Source organism: Mesorhizobium sp. WSM4844 (genome assembly GCF_055811775.1).
On sequence record NZ_JBVVQB010000057.1, the window covers coordinates 13,215 to 33,047 of the forward strand.

The 19,833-nt window shown below is 64.4% G+C and carries 20 protein-coding genes and 1 pseudogene; 11 read left to right on the forward strand and 10 right to left on the reverse strand.

Features of this window, described 5'->3' with window-relative positions; all coding sequences use genetic code 11:
- Position 1: 1 nt before the first annotated feature.
- From AC0L2A_RS29695 to AC0L2A_RS29725, 7 genes and pseudogenes are all read right to left on the reverse strand, one after another.
- Positions 2–931 (reverse strand): phosphatidate cytidylyltransferase, encoded by a 930-nt coding sequence (locus tag AC0L2A_RS29695; protein WP_091598842.1) that lies wholly within the window; start codon positions 929–931, stop codon positions 2–4.
- 162 nt (positions 932–1,093) lie between these two features.
- Positions 1,094–1,753: pseudogene (locus AC0L2A_RS29700) on the reverse strand (lysophospholipid acyltransferase family protein); the annotation flags it as partial.
- A gap of 8 nt (positions 1,754–1,761) precedes the next feature.
- Positions 1,762–2,190 (reverse strand): hypothetical protein, encoded by a 429-nt coding sequence (locus tag AC0L2A_RS29705; protein ID WP_473611826.1) that lies wholly within the window; start codon positions 2,188–2,190, stop codon positions 1,762–1,764.
- Between the two features lie 265 nt (positions 2,191–2,455).
- Positions 2,456–3,787 carry a phosphatase PAP2/dual specificity phosphatase family protein gene (locus AC0L2A_RS29710; protein WP_473611828.1) on the reverse strand — a complete coding sequence of 444 codons (1,332 nt, stop codon included), beginning with the start codon at positions 3,785–3,787 and terminating at the stop codon, positions 2,456–2,458.
- Positions 3,788–3,789: 2 nt separating this feature from the next.
- Entirely contained in the window at positions 3,790–5,571 is a 1,782-nt protein-coding gene (locus AC0L2A_RS29715) for a bifunctional alpha/beta hydrolase/class I SAM-dependent methyltransferase (protein ID WP_473611829.1), read from the reverse strand.
- 30 nt (positions 5,572–5,601) lie between these two features.
- Positions 5,602–6,204: a CDP-alcohol phosphatidyltransferase family protein gene (locus AC0L2A_RS29720; protein ID WP_473611830.1), complete on the reverse strand. Its 603-nt coding sequence runs from the start codon at positions 6,202–6,204 to the stop codon at positions 5,602–5,604.
- A gap of 128 nt (positions 6,205–6,332) precedes the next feature.
- Positions 6,333–7,451, reverse strand: a complete 1,119-nt coding sequence (locus AC0L2A_RS29725; protein ID WP_473611832.1) for a nucleotidyltransferase family protein — start codon at positions 7,449–7,451, stop codon at positions 6,333–6,335.
- Positions 7,452–7,721: 270 nt separating this feature from the next.
- On the opposite strand from AC0L2A_RS29725, the gene AC0L2A_RS29730 reads away from it, so the two are divergent.
- From AC0L2A_RS29730 to AC0L2A_RS29755, 6 genes are read left to right on the forward strand one after another with little or no spacing between them, the layout of a single operon-like run.
- Positions 7,722–8,711, forward strand: a complete 990-nt coding sequence (locus AC0L2A_RS29730) for a sugar phosphate isomerase/epimerase family protein (protein ID WP_473611833.1) — start codon at positions 7,722–7,724, stop codon at positions 8,709–8,711.
- Between the two features lie 39 nt (positions 8,712–8,750).
- The gene (locus AC0L2A_RS29735) at positions 8,751–9,809 is read left to right on the forward strand and encodes a sugar ABC transporter substrate-binding protein (RefSeq protein ID WP_473611834.1); all 1,059 of its coding nucleotides are present in this window, start codon (positions 8,751–8,753) and stop codon (positions 9,807–9,809) included.
- A gap of 56 nt (positions 9,810–9,865) precedes the next feature.
- Positions 9,866–11,419: a sugar ABC transporter ATP-binding protein gene (locus tag AC0L2A_RS29740; protein ID WP_473611836.1), complete on the forward strand. Its 1,554-nt coding sequence runs from the start codon at positions 9,866–9,868 to the stop codon at positions 11,417–11,419.
- Positions 11,416–12,393: an ABC transporter permease gene (locus AC0L2A_RS29745; RefSeq protein ID WP_023799047.1), complete on the forward strand. Its 978-nt coding sequence runs from the start codon at positions 11,416–11,418 to the stop codon at positions 12,391–12,393. The genes AC0L2A_RS29740 and AC0L2A_RS29745 overlap by 4 nt, the downstream gene beginning before the upstream one ends.
- Positions 12,390–13,268: a MurR/RpiR family transcriptional regulator gene (locus tag AC0L2A_RS29750; protein ID WP_091598869.1), complete on the forward strand. Its 879-nt coding sequence runs from the start codon at positions 12,390–12,392 to the stop codon at positions 13,266–13,268. Before AC0L2A_RS29745 ends, AC0L2A_RS29750 begins: the two co-directional genes overlap by 4 nt.
- 33 nt (positions 13,269–13,301) lie before the next feature.
- A complete protein-coding gene (locus AC0L2A_RS29755; RefSeq protein WP_473611837.1) occupies positions 13,302–14,192 on the forward strand; it encodes a ribokinase in 891 nt (296 codons plus the stop codon).
- Between the two features lie 299 nt (positions 14,193–14,491).
- Here the strand turns inward: AC0L2A_RS29755 and AC0L2A_RS29760 are convergent, their stop codons facing one another.
- Both AC0L2A_RS29760 and AC0L2A_RS29765 read right to left on the reverse strand, forming a co-directional pair.
- Positions 14,492–15,028 (reverse strand): Hsp20/alpha crystallin family protein, encoded by a 537-nt coding sequence (locus AC0L2A_RS29760; RefSeq protein ID WP_473611838.1) that lies wholly within the window; start codon positions 15,026–15,028, stop codon positions 14,492–14,494.
- 58 nt (positions 15,029–15,086) lie between these two features.
- On the reverse strand, positions 15,087–15,551 hold the full coding sequence (locus tag AC0L2A_RS29765) for an Hsp20 family protein (protein ID WP_128171064.1): 465 nt from the start codon (positions 15,549–15,551) through the stop codon (positions 15,087–15,089).
- A gap of 246 nt (positions 15,552–15,797) precedes the next feature.
- Between AC0L2A_RS29765 and AC0L2A_RS29770 the strand changes: the two genes are divergently transcribed.
- Together AC0L2A_RS29770 and AC0L2A_RS29775 are read left to right on the forward strand one after the other, a co-directional pair.
- Positions 15,798–16,016 carry a hypothetical protein gene (locus AC0L2A_RS29770; protein WP_023799042.1) on the forward strand — a complete coding sequence of 73 codons (219 nt, stop codon included), beginning with the start codon at positions 15,798–15,800 and terminating at the stop codon, positions 16,014–16,016.
- Between the two features lie 146 nt (positions 16,017–16,162).
- On the forward strand, positions 16,163–16,420 hold the full coding sequence (locus tag AC0L2A_RS29775) for a DUF982 domain-containing protein (protein WP_128247007.1): 258 nt from the start codon (positions 16,163–16,165) through the stop codon (positions 16,418–16,420).
- A 120-nt stretch (positions 16,421–16,540) separates the two neighbouring features.
- On the opposite strand, the gene AC0L2A_RS29780 is transcribed toward AC0L2A_RS29775, so the two are convergent.
- Positions 16,541–16,828, reverse strand: coding sequence for an usg protein (locus AC0L2A_RS29780; protein ID WP_091598882.1), 288 nt, complete (start codon positions 16,826–16,828; stop codon positions 16,541–16,543).
- Positions 16,829–17,204: 376 nt separating this feature from the next.
- Here AC0L2A_RS29780 and AC0L2A_RS29785 point away from each other — a divergent pair, with 376 nt between their 5' ends.
- The 3 genes from AC0L2A_RS29785 to AC0L2A_RS29795 all read left to right on the forward strand — a co-directional run bounded on the left by AC0L2A_RS29785 (position 17,205) and on the right by AC0L2A_RS29795 (position 19,518).
- A complete protein-coding gene (locus AC0L2A_RS29785) occupies positions 17,205–17,522 on the forward strand; it encodes a co-chaperone GroES (RefSeq protein ID WP_023799038.1) in 318 nt (105 codons plus the stop codon).
- Between the two features lie 58 nt (positions 17,523–17,580).
- A complete protein-coding gene (gene groL / locus AC0L2A_RS29790) occupies positions 17,581–19,209 on the forward strand; it encodes a chaperonin GroEL (RefSeq protein WP_473492907.1) in 1,629 nt (542 codons plus the stop codon).
- A gap of 102 nt (positions 19,210–19,311) precedes the next feature.
- Positions 19,312–19,518, forward strand: a complete 207-nt coding sequence (locus AC0L2A_RS29795; protein WP_473611840.1) for a hypothetical protein — start codon at positions 19,312–19,314, stop codon at positions 19,516–19,518.
- Positions 19,519–19,833: the final 315 nt, after the last annotated feature.

The following is a 19,833-nucleotide window of genomic DNA, read 5'->3' on the forward strand; positions in this document are numbered from 1 at the left end:
CTCACGTCCAGAAATAGCGCACCGTGTGAAAGAAAACCGGGGCGGCGAAGACCAGGCTGTCGGCGCGGTCCATCATGCCGCCATGGCCCTCGATCAGATGGCCCCAGTCCTTTACCCCCTGGTCGCGCTTGATGGCGGAGGCGACCAGCCCGCCGAGGAAGCCCATCAGGCAGGCGATGAAGGCGACGGCCGCTGCCTGGAGCGGCGAAAACGGCGTCAGGAACGACAGCAGCGCGCCAAGCAGGCTCGACGTCGCCAGCCCGCCGACCAGCCCTTCCCAGGTCTTCGACGGCGAAACCTTCGGCGACATCAGGTGCCTGCCGAACAGCTTGCCGAAGATGTATTGCAGCACGTCGCTGCCTTGCACGGTGATGATCAGGAAAGCGACCAGCAACAAATTGCGGCCATCGAAGCCGGGCACGTCGAGCGTCAGCAGCGCCGGCACGTGGCTGACGCAGTAGACCGAGATCATGACCGCCCATTGCTGCGCCGAGATGCGCTCGAGAAAGCGCTCGGTGTCGCCGTGCAGCGCGGTGATCGCCGGCATCAGGAGGAAGCAGTAGACCGGGATGAAGATGGTGAACAGGCCGTACCAGGCGGTCCATACCAGCCAGTACTGGAATGGGATGATGATGCCGAACATGCCGAGCAGCACCCAATGGTCGCTGCGGCGGCTGTGCGTCAGCGTCACGAATTCGCGCAAGGCGGCAAACGAGATCAGCGCGAACAGGATGGTCATGCCGGCGCGGCCGAAGAAGAAGGCGACGGTGATCGCCACCACCATCACCCACCAGGCGTTGATGCGCTGGTTGAGGTTGACCAGCGTCGGGGACAGCGGCTTCGGCGCGCGCCACGACAGGAGGCCGGCGACCAGGCTTGCCGTGGTCAGCACCGCAGTGAGGCCGACAACCATGATAAGCGTCTCGTGCATTGGCATGTTGTTCTAGTCGTCTCTTGGAGCATCGTGACTTGCAGCATCGTGCCGGATACCGGATCCGCCACGATCTCCAGCTCTTTGGGCTCTACGCTGTTTGGGCTCGACGCTGTTTTGGTCGCATGATGTTTTTCGGAAAACCGGATTCCACTTTTCCGCATCATGCGCTGGCGGGCGGGGGTTCAGCGCCAGCAGTGTTTGGCGGGCGCGGTCGAGAAAGGCGCGGCGTTCCTCGCCGGGCGCAATGGCGATCGGCGCGCCGAAGACCACCCGGCAGAGCAGTGGCACCGGCACGAACTGGCCCTTGGGCAGCACCCGCGACATGTTCTCGATCCAGCACGGGATGAGTTCGACGTCGGGCCGCGCCATCGACAGATTGTAGAGGCCGGAGCGGAACGGCAGCAGCGGCTGGTCGGTCATGTTGCGCGTGCCCTCGGGGAAGATGATCAGCGAATGACCCTCGTCGAGCACCGACAGCATGATCGAGATCGGATTCTGCGCCTCATCGGTCCACTGCCGGTGGATGAGCACCGAGGACAGCATGTCCTGCGCGATGAACCGGCGCAGCCGCGATTTTCCCCAATAGTCGGCGGCTGCCACCGCATGGGTGCGGGCGCGCTGCTTCTCGCTGAGGCAGGCCGACAGCAGGATGAAATCGCCGTGGCTGGCATGATTGGCGAAGTAGATGCGCTGCCGGTTCGACGGCTGGGTGCCGTTCCAGATCGGCCGCACGCCGGTCACCGCCCAGGCCAGCGCCGACAGGCCGACCGAGGTCACGGTCTGCAACAGGGTGAAGCTCCTTGTGCCGAGCTTGCTCATCGTCGGGCTCAGAAAGACAAGGCGACGAGCGACGCCGCGACGAACAGGCCGAGCGCGATGCGCTGCTTCATCAGTAGGCGCTGCGTGCCCGCGATGCGGCGGTCGAGCGAGCGGATGCCGGCAGCGGCCGGTTTGACGCGCATGCGCGCCAGCACGTCGTCGACCGAGGCACCGCCGGCGGCCTCGCTGATGTGGCTGGCCATCAGCCAGAACAGCAACGCGTCGAAGCCAAGCAGGGCCGAGACGGCGAGAGTGACCACGCCGCTCGCTGCCGCGACCAGCCAGGCCGCTGCCGCCAGCGTGATCGCCTGCGGCTGCGCCGCCACGGCAATGACCGGCGCGGCCGCCAACGCGGCCAGCACCAAAAACAGCGGCCACACCGCCTGCGTCATCAGCCCGGCGGCGAACGCTTCGGCCTTGTCTCGATGGGCACTCATGCCGGAATAATCGCGTCAGGTTTGGTGCCGCCCTTTTCCAAATGCTTGCGCCGCCCCTCATCGCCCTGCCGGGCACTTCTCCCCGTATAGTGACGGGGAGAAGGGGCTGGCCGCGGTGTCGGCGCCATTTCTAAAACGCTGGTGATTGGCGAAACCGCTGATAACGGCACCCCTCTCCCCGTCACTATACGGGGAGAGGATGCCGGCAGGCAGGTGAGGGGCAGCGCCGACTTTGACAAGTGGCTTCGTCTATTGCTCGAACTGTTCATGCCGGCTGGTCCACGTGAAGATGCACCGGCCGGCCCGCGGTGGCGAGCTTGTTTCGCGCTTGCGCCAGCGTGTCGGCGCGGCCGGTGGCAACCAGCCAGGCGGCGACGGCGCCGGCGCTGCGCTGGAAGCCGAGCGCGCAGCAGACAAGCACCGTGCCGTGGCTGCGCGCGTCCTCGATCGCCGCCACCGCTTGCGCCTGCGCCTCGGGCGATGGCGGCAAAAGGTCGACCATGGCGACAGCCGCCCAGCGGCAGGCGACGCCGCGCGGCCGCTCCAACTCGCCGGCAAGGTCGATCACCGTGCCGAATGCGCCAGCCTCGGCGACGGTGGGAAAGCGGCCGAGGAAGACACCGTCGGCAATGGCGACATGCGGCGGCAGCTTGCGCGTCCATATCCATGCATTGATCCTGGCGCCAAGCCGGTGGGGCAGCAGCAAGACACGGCTGGCCAGCGAGACGCTGCCGTCGGCCGTTTTCTGGAACACTTTTGCGCCGGCTCCGGCATAGGCGAAGGCAACGATGGCCAGCGCCAGCGCCGGCCACAGCAGGATGAGCCACAGCGCCGAAACGAAGGCGCCGGCAGCGGCGCCGGCCAGCGCCAGTGCTGCGACCAGCGCGTAGAACAGCGCCAGCCGCCGCGCGCCGGAATCAGCGGTCAGCCGGAAGCCGGCGAACGGCAATTCGCCGTGGCGCGGAAACAGCCACAAGGCGAAGAAGCCGAGCAAAGCGCCGGTCGGGATATCGATGACATGGTGCTGCCACGTCGTCAGCACCGAGGCGCCGATCAGCAGACACCAGGCATGCCAGACGACGCCTGCCATGTCCTTGAGCCGATCGCGCCAATGATCCCAGATGATGACCAGCAGCGCGATGTGCAGTGACGGCGCCTGGTTGAACGGCTTGTCGAAGCCGCCGAGCACCGCGAACATGAAGCCTGGCAGGCCTGAGGTCTGCGGCCGCACGAAGGTCGCCGTCAGCGGGAACAGGATGAAACAGGCGATGGCGACGATCTGCGCCGTCAGATAGCGGCCGGCGAGACGATCGACGCCGCGCCTGGTATCGTTGAGCAGCAGCGACAGGCCGTAGAACAGGTTGATCGACCAGTAGGGCACGATCGTCCAGGCGATGAACGGGATGTCGCGCTCCCAGGTGAAGACGATGCTGCCGACATCGTCGCGCTGCGACGCCAGCCAGTTGGCGAAGCCGTAGCTCGCGTAGAAGAACGGCGCCAGGAATGCGAGCCACAGCGCCGCCCGTAGCGCGATTCCAGCGTACGGCTCGCGCGCAGGGGCAGAAGGGGCGGCAGGGCCAAGGACAGGCACGACCATGCTCAGACGCGCCGCGCGACCGATACGGTGAAGATGCCCCACTGGTCGATGCGCTGGTCGAGCTTCTCGAAGCCGGCCGCCGCCACCAGCTGGTCCATCTCGCCTTGCGTGCGCCGGCGCATCACCCAGGCCTGGCCGCCGCGATGCGAGGTCAGGCTGCGCGCGATCATTTCGAGCTGCGGATGCCAGGGCTGGTTGGTGTAGACAAGCAGGCTGCCGGGCTGCATCGCCCTGGCCAGCCCGCCGAGCGAGCGGATAATCATGGCGTTGTCGGCAAACAATTCGTAAAGCCCGGAGACGATGGCCAGGTCCGGCGCCGGCTCGAGCCCGGCAAGCATCGCGGCGTCGAAGGCATCGGCCTGGCGGAACGAGACGCTGGTCGGCAGGTGCCGCTCGGCGATCAGCTTGCAGCCGAGTGAAACGTTGAGCTCGGAAAAATCCTGCAGCCGCACGCTGGCCGGCGGCTCGGTGCATTTGGCGACGGCGTCGAGCACGTAGCGGCCGTGGCCGGCAGCGATATCGACGATATGGACTGTGCGGCCGGCGGCCTTCAGCGTCCCGGTGGCGCTGCCGATCAGCTCTTCGAGATGCAGCTTGCGCTGGCGGATGCCGCGCCAGCCGATGGCGTCGAGAAAGGTGCGGTCGATCATGCGGCCGAGCGGACCGGCGCCCCGCGCCTGGTTCTCATAGACATAGTCGAGAGTCGAGCCGGAATCGAAGCCGGTGGCGATCCCGGTCTTCATGCCTGACGACAGCCAGGCGCCGATACGGATCGAGGCGCGGCTCATTGCCCAGTAGAGGCCTTTCGGTGACAGCAAAGCGAGCGGCGAGGCCAGCCGGTCGGCCTCGTCGCGTGTGTAGCCGGCGCGGTCGGCCGCGGTCAGGTCGACCGGCATCTGCGACGTCGAGAACTGGCTTTCGAGGAACGGCTTGATCAGGTCGAGCGCCTTGCGGCGGTCGCGTTCGCCCAGCGTGTCGTGGAAGAAACCCGGCAGCACATGCCGCTGCTTGGCCGGGCTGGCGAGATTGACGAAGAATTCGTGCTGCGGTCCATGCCGCACAACCCAGTCGCTGCCGGAGATCAGCAATTGCGTCGGCACGGTGATGGCGCGGGCATTCGAGACGATGCGGGCGGCGTGGTCGTAGAGCTCGACCAGGATGTTGGAAGCGATCGCCCGCGTGATCAGCGGATCGGCCTCGAAGGAGGCGATGCGCTCGGGGTCATGCGTCAGGAACTTGGCCCTGACGTAGGAATTGACGAAGAAGCGGCCCTTGATCTTCTGCCACAGCGCAATGCCTTGCTTGGCGAAGGGCACGTAGAGCTTGACCGAGAAGGCCGGCGAGGCCAATACCAAGGCGCGAATCTGCGGTGCATAATCATGCACCCAGGCGGCCGCGAGCACCGCGCCGAATGATTGCGCGATCAGCGCGATGTCGCGCTGGGAAAAACCGTCTCTGCCGATCTCGCGCACCAAACAATCGATGTCGCGCACAAGTGCTGCAAAAGACGGCGCATAGCCGCGCTCGCCGGCCGAGCGGCCATTGCCGCGCGCGTCCCAGGCGTAGAAGGCATGGCCGGGCATATCGAGTTCGTCGACCAAATGCGCCATGCGGCCGCCATGCTCGTGGCCGCGGTGGAACAGCACAATCGCGCCCCTGGCGGGTTGCCCGACCGCCGGCCAGTAGCGGTAGAAGATCTCGGTGCCGTCATGGCTGCGGAAGCTGCGCTCCTGCGCCACCCGCTGCTCAACTGCGGAAGCAGCAATCGTCGGTTCATGAAGCATGTTTTTCCCCAGGCGGATGCGACCGGAATTTCAGTCGCCGCTCCCGTTAAGGCCGCTGCGTATCCGGTTGATGGCGGTCACCAGCGAGAGTGTAGCCATTGCCGGAAACACGAACGGCGTGATGGCTTCCACCCACAGGCCGCAGGCGATGAGAAAGGCGACGATGCCGAGCGCCAGCGCCCGATCGCTCTTGCCGAACGGCCCGGCATAATTGCGCCCGGTGCCTGCCGCGATGCCGAGCACGCCGGCGAACTCCACAAGCACTGCTGTGACGGCAAAGGCGACGACGCCCCAGGCAGGGAACAGAGCGGCAAAGGCCAGGATCAGCGCCAGGTCGGAGACGGCGTCGCAGAGCTCGTTGAGATACATGCCGAGTTTTGAGGCCTGGCCATGCTCGCGCGCAAGCATGCCGTCGATGGCGTTGAGCGCCATGCGCGCAAACAGCACCACCGGCATCAGCAGGAAGACCGCGCGTTGGCCGGCAAGGGCCGCGACCACAACGCCGGTGGCAACCGACAGGGCGGCAGCCAACAGCGTGATCTGGTTGGCGGTGACGCCGGCCCCGGCCAGCCGGTCGGCAAGCGGCCGCAGCCTGGCCTGGAAGGCCGGTTTCAGCGCATAAAGCGTCGGCATGTGCGAACCCCCCGGCCGCGGTGCAACTGCGGCGAGAATGATGAATTGGCGCGCAAGACGCAAGGGCGGCCAGCGGTTGTACAGGGTTACGATCAGCAGCGCCCGCCCGGAACCTTTATGCGCAGGCCCTACGGCTTCGGTGCGGCCGCCACGTCTTCAAGGTGGAATTCGCTAGGATCTCTTTCCAGCTTTCGAATAGCGCGGGCCAGCGCCGGCAGGACGGTTTCGCGCGTGCCGTGGTCAATCTGGGACAGTGTCTTGCGTATGGCTTCCTTCCAGGCCGCACCGCGGCCATATGCCTCCATGAAAGCATCGGCCAGATCTTCCGACTGCCGTTGTTCGATCATGGCTTCCATGATGGTTGCAGCCTGCATCTTGTCCTTGCGGCTCTTGGCGGTGCCGTCGTTGTCCGTCCGGCGGCGGCTGGCGATGATGAGCTTATGGATCGCGTACCGTTCGGGCGAAGGCACGTTCACCGGCACGCCGGCGCCGTGCAGGAGAACGGCCCGGATCGGTTCGTATATCAGGAAATCGAGAAAGCGCAGGGGCTGCGCCGACGCGCCACCAAGCGCGGGCATGGTTGTAGGATGACCCTCGTAGTCGGCCGAACCGGTGTTCGGAGTCAGGAATTCGACCCTGTATCCGGAGCGAGACGAGTATTGCGTCGTGAAGCGGCCATCAGCCTGGTGCGGAATCTCTCGGAAAGTCGGATCGACTTGCCTCAGCGTATCGAGCACGGGTGGCATTTTGTCATCGAGGGCCGTCGAGATCGAATGAAACTGCGCAAAATCGGCATCGCCGGTGACCATTGACGTGCTAGGTAGGCGAACGCCAAGGACGGCTGGATAGCATTGGTAAGCGACGGTACCGACCAGGACGCCACGAAGTCTGAAGAAGCCAGCTTCGGCGAGTGCCTGGACAATGTCGCCGGTCTTCCTTTCCGGCCGTGGCAGGTAGGCTTCGCGAACGAGTGTCGAAACCAGTTTTCGCCGCTCTTTGATGTCGGCTTTCAGGTCTTTGAAGTTTTCGACCCTCCTGGTGATTTCAGGATCGTCGACGGGGCCGACATATCTGCGTGTTTTGCCGCCGTCAGGGCTAGGTAGGTCGAGATACCAGTAGCGGCGGCCTTTCACCTCGGCTGTGACAAAGCGGCCGCCGATGTTGAATTCCGTCGAAAACGCGGCGTCCAGCGACCGCTGCGCCAACTCGGAATAGAGCGTCTGGTATGTGTGGGGTATTTGCTGCATGGGCGTTGTTACCGTTTTCGCGAAAAGGGTAATAACACAACTTCGCTGCCACGGCCATCATTGAGTTGTTACCGTTTTTGCGAAAACGGTAACAACTGCGCTTAAAGCATCATGAACGCGGATCAAATCGTGCGTCAGCAGTTCGTCTCTTCGTGGCCGTCTGCTCCTCTCTATGTACGCTGTACCGTCGCCCAGTCTTGAATCAAACGGCACATCTGACTTTACAAATAAACTAAAGTATGTGAAGTTATGTCCAAGAAGGGGTCATCCATGACAGCCAATCGTTTCGCGACACGCCTCAATTCCTTTGCCTCGCGGCCGCAGGCCGAATGGCCGGAGCTTGTCGGCAAGCCGTCCATGCTGCAGATGGCAGCGCGTGCGGCGAACGTTGCGGGGCTGACCGACCTTGACCTCAACTTTCCCGATCATGTCGGTGAAAAACCTGCGGAAATAGCGCGAAAACTCGGCGATCTCGGACTTTCCATCAATGGTTTCGCCATGCGCTACTACTCCAATCCGGCATTCAAGCTCGGCGCCTTCACCAATCCGGATCCGGCAGTTCGCCGCGAAGCCATCGACCTGACCAAGGCCGGCATCGACGCCGCGCGTGAGGCGGGCGCCAATCTGATGACGCTGTGGCTTGGTCAGGATGGCTTCGACTATGCCTTCCAGGCCGATTACGCGACACTGTGGCAACATGAAATAGATGGAATTCGTGAAGTTACTGCGCATGATCCCGACTGCCAGATCAGTCTGGAGTACAAGCCCAACGAGCCGCGCTCCTACAGCCTGATGCCCGACGCAGCGACGACATTGCTGGCGATCCGCGATGTCGGCCTGGCCAATCTCGGCGTGACGCTTGATTTCGCCCATGTGCTCTATGCCGACGAGCAGCCGGCCTTTGCCGCGGCACTCGTGGCGCGCCACAGCAAACTCTTGGGCGTGCATCTCAACGACGGCTACGCCAAGCGCGACGATGGCCTGATGGTCGGCGCGGTGCATACGCTGCAGACGGTCGAGCTGCTCCGCCAGATCCGCCGCGACGGCTACGCCGGCGCCATCTACTTCGACACCTTCCCCGACATGACCGGGCTCGATCCGGTCCACGAATGCGAAGTCAACATCGCCACCGTCAATCGCATGCTGCGCGTCGTCGACCAGCTGGAGAAGGACAATCGCCTGTCCACCGCCATCGACCGCCAGGACGCGGTCGCGTCGCAAGCCATCATCCAGGAAGCCATGCTCGGGCCGGACAGCTGAGGCTCGACCTCAAAATCGTTCAACAAGGGAGGAAAGACCATGAAATTTCTGCTTGCCACCGCCACCGCTGCGCTGATGGCGCTGTCCATCGGCTCGGCCTTTTCGACCGACCTCGCGCCGCTCAATTCCGATACCGAGAAGGGCCGCATCGACTGGTCGCAGCTCGAGGCCAAGTTCGGCGCGTTTCCCAAGCTGCCCGACGGCACCAGGGCGGGCGCCGTCTCCAAGACGCTGACCAACGAATACTGGCGCTCGCTGGGTGAGGGCTACAAGTCGTTCGGCGATCGCGTCGGCGTGCCGGTCGTCTACCAGGCGGCGCAGAGCGAGGGCGACCAGCTCGGCCAGCTGACAATCGCCGAAGGCCTGGTCACGCAGGGCTACAACGTGCTGCTCGTCTCGCCGCAGACCGACTCCAACCTGCAGCCGATCATGGAACAGGCCAAGGCCGCCAACGTGCCGGTGGTCAATGTCAATGACGCGGTCATCCCGCAGGCGGAGCACTATGTCGGCAATGTCCAGCGCGACAATGGCGTGCGCGTCGCCAAATGGTTCATCAAGAACCGGCCGGATGGCGGCAAGGTCGCCATCGTCGAAGGCCAGGCCGGCGTCTATGCCGCAGTCCAGCGCACCGATGGCTTCAAGACCACGATCACCGAAGCCGGCAAGTTCGAGATCGTCGCCAGCGTGCCCGGCAACTGGGATCGCCAGACCTCCTACGACGCTGCCAGCAACATCCTGCAGCGGCACCCCGACCTGATCGGCTTCTATGCCAACAATGACGGCATGGCGCTGGGCATCGTCGAGGCGGTCAAGGCCGCCGGCCTGCAGGACAAGGTCGCCGTCTTCGGCACCGACGGCATCTCCGACGCCTATGCCTCGATCCGCGCCGGCGAGCTGACCGGCACTGTCGATAGCTTCCCGGTGCTGACCGGCGAGGTGGCGCTGGAATCGGCGCTGCGACTGGTGGCCGGGCAGAAGCTGCCGCGCGTCGTCGCCACGCCGCAGGCGCTGATCACCAAGGACAATGCCGACCGCTATTCCGGCGCCGGCGACGCCGTGCGCAAGGCGCTGCTCGAGGACGCGGCGGCGGGCAATTAAGGGCAGGACTGCGGGTGCCGGCCGGGCTGGCGCCCTTTGCCTGGAGAATAGAACCAATGTCTGTGCCGCGGCTGCAATTCGAGGGCATTTCCAAGGTGTTTCCGGCGGTGCGGGCGCTGAGCGATGTGTCCTTTTCGGTCGGCGCCGGCGAAATCCATGGCCTGCTCGGAGAGAACGGCGCCGGCAAATCGACGCTGCTGCGCATCCTGTCGGGGGTCTACAGGCCGACCGCCGGAAGCGTGCTGATCGACGGCAGACGGGTAACGCTGAACAACCCGGTCGCGGCGCGCGCCGCGGGCGTCGCCATGATCCATCAGGAATTGCAGCAGGTGCCGCATCTCAGCGTCGCCCAGAACATGTTCCTCGGCCATCCGCTGACGCGCGGCGGCATCTTGGTCGCCCGGCGCGAGCAGGAGCGTCGCGCTGCGGAAGCCCTTGCCGCCCTCGATCCGACGATCGATCCGGCAGTCCCGCTCGGCAGCCTGAAGGTCGCGCAGCGGCAGATCGTCGAGATCGCCCGGGCGCTGCTCGATCGGGCACGCATCGTGGCGATGGACGAGCCGACATCGAGCCTGACGCCGAGCGAGTTCGAGCGGCTGGCCGAAGTCATTGCCGGACTGGCGCGCGACGGTGTCGCGGTCGTCTATGTCTCGCACAAGCTGGACGAGGTGTTCGGCATTTGCCAGCGCGCCACAATCATGCGCGACGGCGTCGTGGTTGAAACCGTCGATCTGGCGCAAATGTCGGAAAAGACCGTCGTTTCGATGATGGTCGGCCGCGAGCTTGCCCAGGAACAGCACCGCTCGCACGTTTCCAGCGAGGTCAGGCTGAGCGTGCGTGGCCTCGCCTCGGCAACCAAGGTCCATGACGTCTCGTTCGACCTGCATCGCGGTGAGGTGCTGGGCATTGCCGGCCTGGTCGGCTCGGGCCGTACCGAACTGCTGCGGCTGCTGGCCGGCGCCGACCGCGCCTCGTCGGGCAGGGTCGAGATCGACGGCAAGGCGATAAAACTCTGCAGTCCGCGCGACGCCATCGCCGCCGGCATCGGCCTGGTGCCGGAGGAGCGCAAGCGCGAAGGCATCGTGCCGCTGCGGTCGATCTCCAGCAATATGGCGTTGGCGTCGATGGGCGTGTTCGCACCGCGCGGCGTCATCGATCACACCAGGCTGAAACGGGTCGCGGCCGAGAAGATGAAGCGGGTCAATCTTAGGCCGTTCCTGCTCGAGCGGCCGATCCGGCTGTTCAGCGGCGGCAACCAGCAGAAGGCGATCATCGGCCGCTGGCTGGCGGCGGGAACGCGCATCCTTTTGTTCGATGAGCCGACGCGCGGCATCGACGTCGGCGCCAAGGCGGAGATCTACCATTTGATCGAGGAGCTCGCCGCCGAAGGCCATTCGGTCGTCGTCGTGTCGTCCGAGCTTCCCGAGGTGATCCGGCTCGCCGACCGCGTGCTGGTCATGCGCGATGGCACGGTCGCCGCCGAGCTCGACCGGGCTGATCTCAGCGAACAGGCGATCGCGGCGCACGCCATACCGCAAACGGAGACACAAGGCCGGCAAGGCGCAAGGCCATCGGGCCGGCAAGGCACAACGGACAGGACCAGCGTATGACTGATGTAACCGAACACACAGCAGCGCGCCCACGGGCTGAATTCCTGCACCGGTTTTCGCTGCGCGACGCCGGCACGCTGATCGGCCTGGTGGTGATCCTCGCCGTCTTCGGCGCGCTGGTCCCGGGCTTCTTTGCCGAGCGCAATTTGATCAACATCCTGCAGCAGTCGAGCATCAACGCCTGCCTGGCGTTGGGCATGACGCTGGTGATCATCTCGGGCGGCATCGATCTGTCGGTCGGGCCGACGGCAGCCCTTTCGGCCGTCATCTCGGCCTCGATGCTGGTTGCCGGCGTGCCGTTTCCGCTGGCCATCGCCGCCGGCTTCGCCATCGGCCTCGTCTGCGGCCTGCTCAACGGCGTGCTGGTCGCCTATGTCGGGCTGCAGCCCTTCATCGTCACGCTGGGAACGCTCAGCACCTACCGGGCGCTAGCGCTGATCTATACCGGCGGCAATCCGGTGCTCGGCCTGCCAGCCGGCTTCCGCGCCATCTTCAACGGCTCGCTGTTCGGATTGCCACTGGCGGTCATCATCGTGGCCGTGGTCGCGCTGATCGCCTGGATCATCCTCAAGAAGACGCCTTTCGGCGAATATCTGCTCGCCGTCGGCGGCAATGAGGAGGCGGCCTACATAGCCGGCGTGCCGATCGCTCGCACCAAGATCGCCGCCTACATGATCTCGGGCCTGCTGGCGGCCCTTGCCGCGCAGATCCTGATCGGACGGCTGGGTGCCGCCGAACCCATTCTCGGCAATCTCTGGGAGCTCGATGCCATTGCCGCGGCGGCCATCGGCGGCGCCTCGCTGATGGGCGGCAAGGGCAGCGTCGTCGGCACCATCCTGGGCGCCGTCATCCTCGGCACCATGCGCAACGGCCTGACGCTGATGAATGTCCAGTCCTTCTATCAGCTCTTGGCAACTGGCCTTATAATCCTCGCCGCGATGCTCATCGATCGCGTGACGAGGGGACGTGGATGACCTTGACCAGCCTGGATCTGAAAGCAGTAGGACCGCGGATCCGCATGATGATGCCGCATTTGACACCGCTCGAGGCGAAGGTGGTGGAAACCGTGTTCGGACGGCGCGGCTTCGACGAGACCATTCCGCTCAAGCAGATCGCCGAAGAAGCCGGCGTGTCGGAGGCGATGGTGGTGAAGATCGCCAAGAAACTGGGCTTTTCCGGCTATCGCGACTTCCGCACCGCGGTTTATGAATACAGCCGCCTGCCGACCGCCGAAATGCACCAGGAACTGTCGGTCGACGACAGCTCGGCCGAGATCGTCCAAAAAGTGTTCCGCACCTCGATCCAGGCGCTGGAGGAAACGCTGGCGATCCTCGACATGGACGATTTCGACCGCGCCGCCGATCTTTTGTACCGCGCCAGGAACCGCGATTTCTATGGCGTCGGCGGTTCGGCGCAGATCGCGCGCGACGTCTCGCACAAATTCCTGCGCATCGGCATCCGCGCATCTGTCTACGACGATTCGCACATGATGCTGATGTCGGCCTCGCTGCTCGGCGCCGACGACATCGCCGTCGGCTTCTCGCATTCCGGCAACACCAGCGCCGTCATCGATGCCATTCATCTCGCCCGCAAGAGCGGTGCGCGGACGCTGGCGATCACCAATTACGACAACTCGCCGCTGGCCGCCGTCGCCGACATCGTGCTGTGCTCGACCGCGCAGGGCTCGCCATTGATGGGCGAGAACGCGGCGGCGCGCATCGCCCAGCTCAACATTCTCGACGCGCTGTTCGTCGCGGTGGCGCAGCGCGACTACCAGGCGGCGGAGCGCAATCTCGGCCGCACGATGTCGGCGGTGACGTCGAAACGCCGGGACAAGGGCGGTTCATGAAAGATTGGGGCGGCTCATGAAAGATTGGGGCACATGACGGCTCCGCTGGTCACCGTGTTCGGCAGCCTGCATTACGACATCATGGTCGAAGCGCCTGACCGCCCGCGCAAGGGCGAAACCGTAACCGGCCATGCCTGGCAGCCGAAATGCGGCGGCAAGGGCGGCAACCAGGCGGTCTCGGCGGCGCGGGCCGGCGTGCGCTCGGCAATGATCGGCGCCGTCGGCGATGACGATTTCGGCCGCGCGCTTGTCGGCAATCTCGCGCGCCGCGGCGTCGACAGCCGCTTCGTGCGGGTCGCACCTGGCGCCGGCTCGGGCATGAGCGTGGTGATCTTCGACGCCGGCGGCGATTATGGCGCGGTGATCGTCTCGGGCAGCAATCTCACCTTGGGCGAGAAGGACATCGTGGCCGCGACCGAGATGGTTGCGCAAACGGCGGTGCTGCTGCTGCAGAACGAGGTGCCGGAAGCCGCCAACATTGCCGCAGCGCGGGCGGTGAAGGCGCATGGCGGCCGCGTCGTGCTCAACGCCGCCCCCGCGCGAAAACTGTCCGGCGAATTGATCGCACTCACCGATATCGTCATCGTCAACGCCATCGAGGCGGAATTTTTGGCCGGCGTTGCGGTCGTCGATACGCTCGAGAGTGCTGCCGAGGCGGCACGCATGCTGATCGATTTCTACCCGGCGGCGATCGTCACGGCCGGCGGGGAGGGCGTTGCCTATTGCGGCCGCGACGGCCAGGCGTTCGCGCGGGCCGCCCTTCCGGTGAAGGTGGTCAGCACCCATGGCGCCGGCGACGAGTTCGTCGGCGCGTTAGCGGCAGGCCTTGCCCGCGGCCATCGGGTCGAGGCCGCACTTGCTGCCGCCAACGCCGCCGCGGCCTTGCTGGTCGCCACGCCGGAACGGCAGCGCGAGGCGATCTGAGACGGGTGGCTGCCGCCTCCGCCCGCGATCGTGACACGAAGCGGATGGCGAGGACTTTTCACAGGCCGATAAAGCCGACAATTGATACGAAAGCCCGCCACCCCAAGGGATGACGGGCTCCGTAGCCTGTGCGCCAGGAACGCCACGGTAGCGACGCTGCTACTCAATGCTCCGTAGATACTCACTATGTGGCCTTCGCGCCATCAGGCGCATCGGCCGAACAAATGAAGCCCGTGCCTTTGGGCGGGGCGCGGATCTGCGCAGCCGGGCGCGGCTGGCGCGTCCGGCTGCCGATGTCGTCAGTGCTTGCTCTTGCCGGGGCTGGCGGCACCGCCACTGATGGCGATGCGCTTGGCTTTCGTCCGTGCGCGCTCCGTCTTGGGCAGCGTCACGGTGAGCACGCCGTTATGGAAGGCGGCGTTCACCTTGTCCTCCTCGACCTCGTAGCCGAGCGGGATGCGGCGCTCGAAGCGGCCGTAGAACCGCTCGGAGAACTGCCTGTCCTTGTCTTCGGTCTCGGAGCGCTTCTCGCCACGCAGCGTCAGCACGCCGTCATCGAGCATCACCTCGACGTCCTTTTCGTCCATGCCGGGAATTTCCGCGGTCACGCGGATCTCCTTCTCGCCGTCGGCGATTTCGACGCTCGGCCAGCTGCCGCGCGCCGACGAAAATCCGCTGAGCATCGGCATACGCGTTTCGAAGCCGCGGAAGGCGTCGTCGATCAGGCGGTTCATCTCGCGATGCAACGCCATGAACGGGTCGCGGTCCTCGTCACGATAGAAGCTGGGAACCGGACTGTTCTCCCGGCCCCAGGGTATGAGATCACGAATAGCCATTGCTGTTCTCCTTTCTCGACTGGTTGTGTCAAAGGCGAACGCCAGAGATCGCCTTCGCTCAGGCGGCCTGCTTCGGCTTCTCGACCTGTCCGGCCTTCGGCGCGGCGTCTTGCTTGGCGATCGTGATGCGACGCGGCTTCATCTCTTCGGGCACTTGGCGCACGAGGTCGATCGTCAGCAGGCCGTTGTTGAGCGAGGCGCCGGTGACCGTCATGTGATCGGCAAGCTCGAAGCGCCGTGTGAACGGTCGCACCGGAAGGCCGCGATGGAGATATTCCACCTCGTCGTGTTCCTTGCGCTCGCCAGAGACGATGAGAAGGTTCGGCTCGTGGCTGATGTCGAGATCGTTCTCGGAAAAGCCGGCGACGGCGATCCTCACCCGATAGGTGTTCTCGTCGCTTCGCTCGATGTCATAGGGCGGCCAGGTTTCGACTGCCTGCGGCGCGTTTTCCAGCAGGTTGAAGATGCGGTCGAAACCGATGCTCGACCGATAGAGCGGGGAAAAGTCGAATGCGGTTCTCATAGCTACATCCTCCATGGAGCAACATAGTACGAGGGACGCCAAAGAGCTTGGCGCTCCCTGGGTTCTGCCGGTCCCATTCGGCAACCGGCAATTTTCATTTGGTTATTGTCAGGCCGAAATCAAGACCCAGATTCTGTCCCGCTGCCAGAATTTTTGTTGCCGGATTGTACTGGCCCCGATTGTGCTGGCAATGCCGGTTTCAACCGTCGTTTGAGGGTCGCGCCGGCACGCCGCATGGAGGACATCATGACCATGACACGCGACGACATCATTTCGGTGCTGGGCCCGGTCGACGACGCCGTGATCGCCGACATCGCCTCGACCGGCGCGACGATCGAAGAGTTGCGCGAGGCCTTTGCCTGGGTCGGCGCCGATGAGGCGCTGGTCAACGAAGGCCGCCCGCTGCCGTCGGCAAGGGTGGCGACGCTGATCGGACTTCTCGAACCCCCGGACGACGACATATAGCGCCGGGTTTCGGCAAGCAGGGCTGGAGGCAAGTAGTCTGGAGATGGGGAGATCTTGAAGCGTGCACCCATACGAACCATCTCGTCAGTCGGGCGCCGATCGGGCCGCCTTCCTGGTTATTCTCAAAAAGAAAAAAGGAGGAAGTGATGAACGACGTCCCATTCTCCGAGCCGATCACGCTCAAGCTCCAATCCGTCGGAGAGCGCAAGGTCGCCAGCAGCTGGGAAGCCATCGAATGCATGCAGCAATGGCCGGACCGGGCGCGCGGCCGGAGCTGGCGCGCAGCCTATCGCGCCTGCCGCGACGCGCTCGACGGCTGGCGCACCGCCCGCGAGGCGCGAACCGCCTTCGTCAAGGCGGCGCGCACCGCCGGACTGCTGGTCACGGGACGTAAATCCACCTGAACGCCAATCCACCTGAACGCCAATGAACCTGAAGCCGGGGAACCTGAAGCCGGGGCGGACGCGCTGTGCTGCAGAGGCGGCGCCATTCATGAAAAGCGCCGCCTTTTTTCTATTTCACGTTCACTGCAGCGTAATGACGCCGTCCACCGCCCGCCATTCGGAGGGCTGAATCAGACGGTGATGGGCGACGCGCACAGAATGCAGCGGGCCCTCGATCTCGCGTTCCCAAAATTCGAGGAAATGCTTCAGCGTCGGGAAATCCGGGGCGATGTCGTATTGCTGCCAGATGAAGAGCTGCAGCAGGTCCCGATAGTCGGGAAGACGATAATGGATCTCTGCCGTCGTCAGGCCAAAACCCTGCATCTGGAGCCGGAACTCGTTGCTGACCTGGAACTCATTACCGACCATGCCCGTCTCCTTTCCGAACGATCAGGCGTCCATCCTCCGCGGGGGAAAACGCTTCCACTTCCTCATCGGTTCCGGCCGCCGGCAGACGGTGCCAGGATCGACGATGATGTCGGAAGGTTGCGCCCCGATTTCAAGCCGCATCCGTCGTTTCAAATCCTGGAATAGCGCCATTATTACAGTGCGTTATTACGGTGCGTTGGCACTCGACAACGGCGAGTGCCAAAATTTTTTCGGCGTCCTCTTGAAAGGCTGGATAGGCAGACTAATTCGATAGGCGCGTGATGCCTGAGCAGGGGTCGCGCACCGTCGCACCGACCCACTGGTCGGCTGCGAAGGGAGGTCCAAGAAAATCTGTTTGTCCCATGAGGAGAACGACATGGCGTTCCGTCCATTGCATGACCGTATCCTGGTCCGCCGCATCGAGGTCGACGAGAAGACCGCGGGCGGCATCATCATTCCTGACACAGCCAAGGAGAAGCCGCAGGAAGGCGAGGTCATCGCCGCCGGTCCCGGCGCGCGCGACGATAGCGGACAGTTGCAGCCGCTCGACGTCAAGGTCGGCGACCGCATCCTGTTCGGCAAATGGTCGGGCACCGAGATCAAGCTCAACGGCGAGGACCTGCTCATCATGAAGGAAAGCGATGTGTTGGGCGTGATTGAAATGACCGACCAGATAAAAAAGAAGGCCGCCTGAGCGGGGCCTGAACAAGCAATCAGTCAACGAAAAGCTGCCTATTTGAAGGAGTTATCCAATGGCTGCCAAGGATGTGAAATTCCATACCGAAGCCCGCGAGAAGATGTTGCGCGGTGTCAACATCCTCGCCGACGCGGTGAAGGTGACGCTCGGTCCCAAGGGCCGCAATGTCATCCTCGACAAGTCGTTCGGCGCCCCGCGCATCACCAAGGACGGCGTTACCGTCGCCAAGGAAATCGAGCTTGAGGACAAGTTCGAGAACATGGGTGCGCAGATGGTGCGTGAGGTCGCCTCGAAGACCAGCGACGTCGCCGGCGACGGCACCACGACCGCTACCGTTCTGGCGCAGTCGATCGTCCAGGAAGGCGCCAAGGCGGTTGCCGCCGGCATGAACCCGATGGACCTGAAGCGCGGCATCGACAAGGCAGTCGACGCCATCGTCGCCGAACTCAAGGCCAATGCCCGCAAGGTGACAAGGAACGACGAGATCGCCCAGGTCGGCGCCATCTCGGCCAATGGCGATGCCGAGATCGGCCGCTTCCTCGCCGAAGCGATGGAAAAGGTCGGCAATGAGGGCGTCATCACGGTCGAGGAGGCCAAGACCGCCGAGACCGAGCTCGAAGTGGTCGAGGGCATGCAATTCGATCGCGGCTATCTCTCGCCTTATTTCATCACCAACCAGGACAAGATGCGCGTCGAGCTCGAAGAGCCCTATGTGCTGATCCACGAGAAGAAGCTGTCCAACCTGCAGGCCATGCTGCCGGTGCTCGAAGCCGCAGTGCAATCGAGCAAGCCGCTGCTGATCATCGCCGAGGATGTCGAAGGCGAGGCGCTGGCGACGCTGGTCGTCAACAAGCTGCGCGGTGGACTGAAGGTTGCCGCCGTCAAGGCGCCGGGTTTTGGTGACCGCCGCAAGGCGATGCTGGAAGACATTGCCATCCTGACCGGCGGCACGGCCATCAGCGAGGATCTCGGCATCAAGCTCGAAAACGTCACGCTGGAGATGCTCGGCCGCGCCAAGAAGGTGCTGATCGAGAAGGAGAACACCACCATCGTCGACGGTGCCGGCCGCAAGGACGAGATCCAGGCACGCATCAGCCAGATCAAGGCGCAGATCGAGGAGACCACCTCCGACTATGACCGCGAGAAGCTGCAGGAGCGGCTGGCCAAGCTCGCCGGCGGCGTCGCCGTCATCCGCGTCGGCGGCTCGACCGAGGTCGAGGTCAAGGAGCGCAAGGACCGCGTCGACGATGCCATGCACGCCACCCGCGCTGCGGTCGAGGAAGGCATACTGCCTGGCGGCGGCGTGGCGCTGCTCAGGGCAGCGAAGGCGCTCGACAATGTCGCCGTCGACAATCCCGACCAGAGGACCGGCGTCGAGATCGTGCGTCGGGCCATCGAGCAGCCGGTGCGCCAGATCGCCGAGAATGCCGGTGCGGAAGGTTCGATCATCGTCGGCAAGCTGCGCGAGAAGACCGAATTCGGCTATGGCTGGAACGCCCAGACCAACGAGTTCGGTGATCTCTACGCGCAAGGTGTGATCGACCCGGCCAAGGTGGTGCGCGCCGCTCTGCAGGACGCCGCGTCGGTCGCCGGCCTGCTGGTGACCACCGAGGCGATGGTGGCCGAGAAGCCGAAGAAGGAAGCTGCCGCACCGGCAATGCCCGGCGGTGGCATGGACTACTAAAGGTCAGGCGTCCAAAGCGAGGCTTCTAAACGGCAGATGGACCGTGTCCGCCAAAGCGGGCACGGTCTTGCCGGTCCGGACCAATGCGGAGCAGGTGTTGCCATGGATGTGATGGACAGTTTTGGAAAGATCGCGGCGCCGACCCGCCCGAAGAACGATTTCAACTATGAAACCGATTGCAGGGCGGCGCTGGCGCCCCTGGTCGACGGCTTGCTGGACATGGCCGAGCAGGCCGGCTGGGATCGCCGCAAGGCGGCCTATACGCTGATGTTCCTGTCGGCCCAACGCGTCGGGGCCGGCCAGGAGTAGACGGCGCGAGCGACCTTCGTGGCGTTCGCCCGCCGCAACGATCTTCTCGCGCCGCAGACGAGCTCTACGGATGCGGGTGGACCGCTCGGAGATTGGGCGATGCGTTCGCAGCGTGAACGCACCAGCGTGAACGCGCCTTTTCCGTCATGGCCTTGCGCATCTTGCGCGCATTGCCGCGGTTGTTCGGAGGTACGTGATAGTGGTTCACTGCTTCTATTCCCTCCGCGCGAAACTTGCCTATCCCTATGCGCCGCGCTTGAACACCCCCCTCTGTCCGGCAGGACAAAGGGGGTACTGTCCCGCCGACCTAGGTCT

What these genes read in the sequence shown, in the direction of transcription:
- AC0L2A_RS29780 (WP_091598882.1), bottom strand. Translation starts at nt 16,828, where the DNA reads ATGGTCGGTAATGAGTTCCAGGTCAGCAACGAGTTCCGGCTCCAGATG.
- AC0L2A_RS29715 (WP_473611829.1), bottom strand. Translation starts at nt 5,571, where the DNA reads ATGCTTCATGAACCGACGATTGCTGCTTCCGCAGTTGAGCAGCGGGTG.
- AC0L2A_RS29760 (WP_473611838.1), bottom strand. Translation starts at nt 15,028, where the DNA reads ATGGCTATTCGTGATCTCATACCCTGGGGCCGGGAGAACAGTCCGGTT.
- AC0L2A_RS29770 (WP_023799042.1), top strand. Translation starts at nt 15,798, where the DNA reads ATGACCATGACACGCGACGACATCATTTCGGTGCTGGGCCCGGTCGAC.
- AC0L2A_RS29745 (WP_023799047.1), top strand. Translation starts at nt 11,416, where the DNA reads ATGACTGATGTAACCGAACACACAGCAGCGCGCCCACGGGCTGAATTC.
- AC0L2A_RS29740 (WP_473611836.1), top strand. Translation starts at nt 9,866, where the DNA reads ATGTCTGTGCCGCGGCTGCAATTCGAGGGCATTTCCAAGGTGTTTCCG.
- groL (WP_473492907.1), top strand. Translation starts at nt 17,581, where the DNA reads ATGGCTGCCAAGGATGTGAAATTCCATACCGAAGCCCGCGAGAAGATG.
- AC0L2A_RS29750 (WP_091598869.1), top strand. Translation starts at nt 12,390, where the DNA reads ATGACCTTGACCAGCCTGGATCTGAAAGCAGTAGGACCGCGGATCCGC.
- AC0L2A_RS29725 (WP_473611832.1), bottom strand. Translation starts at nt 7,451, where the DNA reads ATGCAGCAAATACCCCACACATACCAGACGCTCTATTCCGAGTTGGCG.
- AC0L2A_RS29775 (WP_128247007.1), top strand. Translation starts at nt 16,163, where the DNA reads ATGAACGACGTCCCATTCTCCGAGCCGATCACGCTCAAGCTCCAATCC.
- AC0L2A_RS29735 (WP_473611834.1), top strand. Translation starts at nt 8,751, where the DNA reads ATGAAATTTCTGCTTGCCACCGCCACCGCTGCGCTGATGGCGCTGTCC.
- AC0L2A_RS29785 (WP_023799038.1), top strand. Translation starts at nt 17,205, where the DNA reads ATGGCGTTCCGTCCATTGCATGACCGTATCCTGGTCCGCCGCATCGAG.
- AC0L2A_RS29720 (WP_473611830.1), bottom strand. Translation starts at nt 6,204, where the DNA reads ATGCCGACGCTTTATGCGCTGAAACCGGCCTTCCAGGCCAGGCTGCGG.
- AC0L2A_RS29730 (WP_473611833.1), top strand. Translation starts at nt 7,722, where the DNA reads ATGACAGCCAATCGTTTCGCGACACGCCTCAATTCCTTTGCCTCGCGG.
- AC0L2A_RS29795 (WP_473611840.1), top strand. Translation starts at nt 19,312, where the DNA reads ATGGATGTGATGGACAGTTTTGGAAAGATCGCGGCGCCGACCCGCCCG.
- AC0L2A_RS29710 (WP_473611828.1), bottom strand. Translation starts at nt 3,787, where the DNA reads ATGGTCGTGCCTGTCCTTGGCCCTGCCGCCCCTTCTGCCCCTGCGCGC.
- AC0L2A_RS29695 (WP_091598842.1), bottom strand. Translation starts at nt 931, where the DNA reads ATGCACGAGACGCTTATCATGGTTGTCGGCCTCACTGCGGTGCTGACC.
- AC0L2A_RS29705 (WP_473611826.1), bottom strand. Translation starts at nt 2,190, where the DNA reads ATGAGTGCCCATCGAGACAAGGCCGAAGCGTTCGCCGCCGGGCTGATG.
- AC0L2A_RS29765 (WP_128171064.1), bottom strand. Translation starts at nt 15,551, where the DNA reads ATGAGAACCGCATTCGACTTTTCCCCGCTCTATCGGTCGAGCATCGGT.
- AC0L2A_RS29755 (WP_473611837.1), top strand. Translation starts at nt 13,302, where the DNA reads ATGACGGCTCCGCTGGTCACCGTGTTCGGCAGCCTGCATTACGACATC.